Source organism: Burkholderia sp. LMG 13014, assembly GCF_905232215.1.
Taxonomy (GTDB): domain Bacteria; phylum Pseudomonadota; class Gammaproteobacteria; order Burkholderiales; family Burkholderiaceae; genus Burkholderia.
In genome coordinates, this window is the sequence record NZ_CAJNKE010000681.1 from 1 (window position 1) to 2,873 (window position 2,873).

Below are 2,873 nucleotides of genomic sequence, written 5' to 3' on the forward strand. Positions count from 1 at the left end.
CTGCCGGAAATGGCGTGACGGCGGCGCCGTCGCGCCGGACTTCGACGGTACTGCGGGCCGGCGTGGCGTCGGTTGTCGGCGGCGTGCCGGCGTCGGCTACCTTCGGCCCGTCCCCCGCAATCAGGCCGCGGCCGGGTATTGCGCGAGCACCCGGGCGCGGATCGACGGCTTGATGTTCGATTGCGCCATGTCGCCGCCGTAGTGCGCGACGACGCGCGGATTCATCACGCGATACCAGAGCGGCGGCAGGTACGCGAACAGGATCATCGTCGCGTAGCCGGCCGGCAGTTGGGGCGAATCGTCGAAGTGGCGCAGCGCCTGGTACGAGCGTGTCGGATTCGCGTGATGGTCGGCGTGCCGCTGCAACTGGTACAGGAACAGGTTGGTGACGACGTGATTGCTGTTCCACGAATGCTGCGGCGTGCAGCGTTCGTAGCGGCCGCTCGGCAGCTTGCGGCGGCCCAGCCCGTAGTGCTCGACGTAGTTCACGACTTCGAGCAGCGACGCGCCGTAGACGGCCTGGATCACGAGAAACGGGATCACGACCTTGCCGGCCATCGCGATCGCGATGCCCCACACGACGACGGTCATCGCCCACGCGTGCAGCACCTCGTTGCGCCAGGTCCACGGCGAATGCCCGAGCCGTTCGAGGCGGGCCTTCTCGAGCCGCCATGCCGAGCGGATGCTGCCGGTCACGGTGCGCGGCAGGAACGCCCAGAACGATTCGCCGTAGCGCGCGCTCGCCGGATCCTCGGCCGTCGCGACACGCACGTGGTGGCCGCGGTTGTGCTCGACGTAGAAGTGGCCGTAGGCGACCGGCGCGAGCGTGATCTTCGCGAGCCAGCGCTCGAAGCGGTTGGTCTTGTGCCCGAGCTCGTGCGCGGTATTGATCGAGATGCCCGTCGCGGCGCCGAGCGACAGCGCGAAGCCGACGTAGTCGTACCAGGCGAGCGCGTGCGTGCCGACGATCCAGACGCACACGAAGAACGCGACGTATTCGACGAAGGTCGCGAGATAGACGATCAGCCGGTAGTAGCGCTCCCGCTCGAGGTGCGGCACGACGGCCTCGGGCGGGTTGTCGCGATCGTCGCCGATCAGTGTGTCGAGGATCGGGATCACGCCGAACGCGAACAGCGGGCCGAACCACCAGAACACATGCAGGCCCGTCGACAGCGCGAGCTGGGCGGCGAGGATCGGCAGCGTGATCGTCAGCGCGCCGAGCAGCCACAGGTAACGCTTGCCATCCGACCAGCCTGAAGCCGATCCGTCGGTCATTGCCATTGTCTCCCTCCTGCCGGCCGGCCCGAGGGCGGCCGCCTGTACGGTTGTTCGAATGTTTGTTGGTCCGCGACGCACGCGCGGTTGTACCGGATCGTCACCCGGTTCTGCCTGTTATACGACCCATGCGCACGCTTGCCAAACTCCGGCGCTAGGCGCGTCGCTCCAAACGGAGGGGGGCGTCCGGCGCGGGCAGGGAAGGGGCCGCGCACGCTGATTGAAACATGCGGGGAACGCCCGATCGGCCCGCATGGGTGGCCGGTTCGTTAGACGGATGGCCTGCCGTGACGCGTTCGAGCGTCGACGCTGCGGGTTCGCAACAAATGTTGCGCTGCAATATACGGAGCGCAGCGAGTCCCCGCGACGCAGGCTTTCGGGGTTACAAGTATTACGAACCATTACGGCTTCCGCGATGAAATGCGCAGGCTCCGGCAAGCGACTGCCTCATGCCGCAAGGCGACTGGCGACATGCGTCGAACGGAGCCGACATGGTTGTCGTCCCGACACACGCATCGACGTGGCGATGCTGCACCTGCACACCGGCTGGCCGCGAGACCGGCGGCGGCCCCTGCCGCCTTTCAATTCGCGCTGCCATTTGAAAATAACGATTTGACTCATGCCCCGCTTTCGGTTGAAGCTAATAGCTTGCTGTCCGAAGGGGGCTGTGCCTGCATGAGTTCGACCTTGACCGTTCGTCGTATCGTTGCCGACCAGGGCGGCGTGTATCGCGAACTCCGCGCCGCATCGTTGCGCGAGCCCTACGCGCCCGGCGAAGCGCCGGAGGCCGAATTGCTGAACGTCGAAGCGGACGCAGCGTCGGCGATTGCCGCGCAGCGTGCGTTGTCCGACGAATCGACGACTTTCCTGCTGTATACCGAAGGCCATCCGGCCGGCATGATCGGCGCGTATTTCGACAATACGCCCGATCGGCGCGCGTTCGTCAGCGAGCTGTGGGTCGCGCACGCGGTGCGTCATCTGCGTGGCGGCGTGCTGCTGCTGGAGACGGCCACCGCCTGGCTCGCCGAACGTGGCGCCCAGGATGTCTACGCGTGGATTGCCGATGCGAACCGCAACGCGATCCGCTTCTACGAGCGTGCGGGTTTCGGCAACACCGGCGAACACGCGCCGATCGCGCGGATGCCGGGCGCGATGAAATCGCTGTACGTGTCGCAGGTGAAGCACTGACGCGACGTCAGGACGCGGGCCGCACGGCGCGATGAAGGTCCGGTCGCCCGCTGCCAGCCCGCCTGCCGGTTGCGCGCCCGCCCCGGGCCGCCGCAACCCGGCTCCCCAAAAATAATGGCCGCGCGCGTGGACGCCTGTAAAATACGCAAAAAATTTTTGCAGAGTGTCCATGTCGCTTAAAAAATCGCCATTCTTCGAGCTGCGCAGCGGATCGGTCGATACGTTGCTGTTCACCGTGAAGACGACCGATCTCGACGCGTTGCGTACCGAACTGGTCAAGCGCTTCGAAGCGACTCCCGAGTTTTTCGCCGACGATGTCGTCGCGATCGACGTCCGCCGCCTGGCGGATGGCGAACGCGTCGCGCTGGCGGACATCCGCCAGATGCTGAATGACGTGCGGATGCGCCCGG

2 protein-coding genes and 1 pseudogene are annotated in these 2,873 nt (G+C 66.2%); 2 read left to right on the forward strand and 1 reads right to left on the reverse strand.

Going from position 1 to position 2,873, the window contains the following annotated elements:
• Window positions 1-120: 120 nt before the first annotated feature.
• Complete coding sequence (locus tag JYJ84_RS33010; protein WP_175222808.1) at window positions 121-1,281, reverse strand: alkane 1-monooxygenase; 1,161 nt, start codon at window positions 1,279-1,281, stop codon at window positions 121-123.
• 669 nt (window positions 1,282-1,950) lie between these two features.
• Here JYJ84_RS33010 and JYJ84_RS33015 point away from each other — a divergent pair.
• Window positions 1,951-2,463, forward strand: a complete 513-nt coding sequence (locus tag JYJ84_RS33015; protein WP_164462545.1) for a GNAT family N-acetyltransferase — start codon at window positions 1,951-1,953, stop codon at window positions 2,461-2,463.
• Between the two features lie 169 nt (window positions 2,464-2,632).
• Window positions 2,633-2,873, forward strand: a pseudogene (locus JYJ84_RS33020) (septum site-determining protein MinC); the annotation flags it as partial.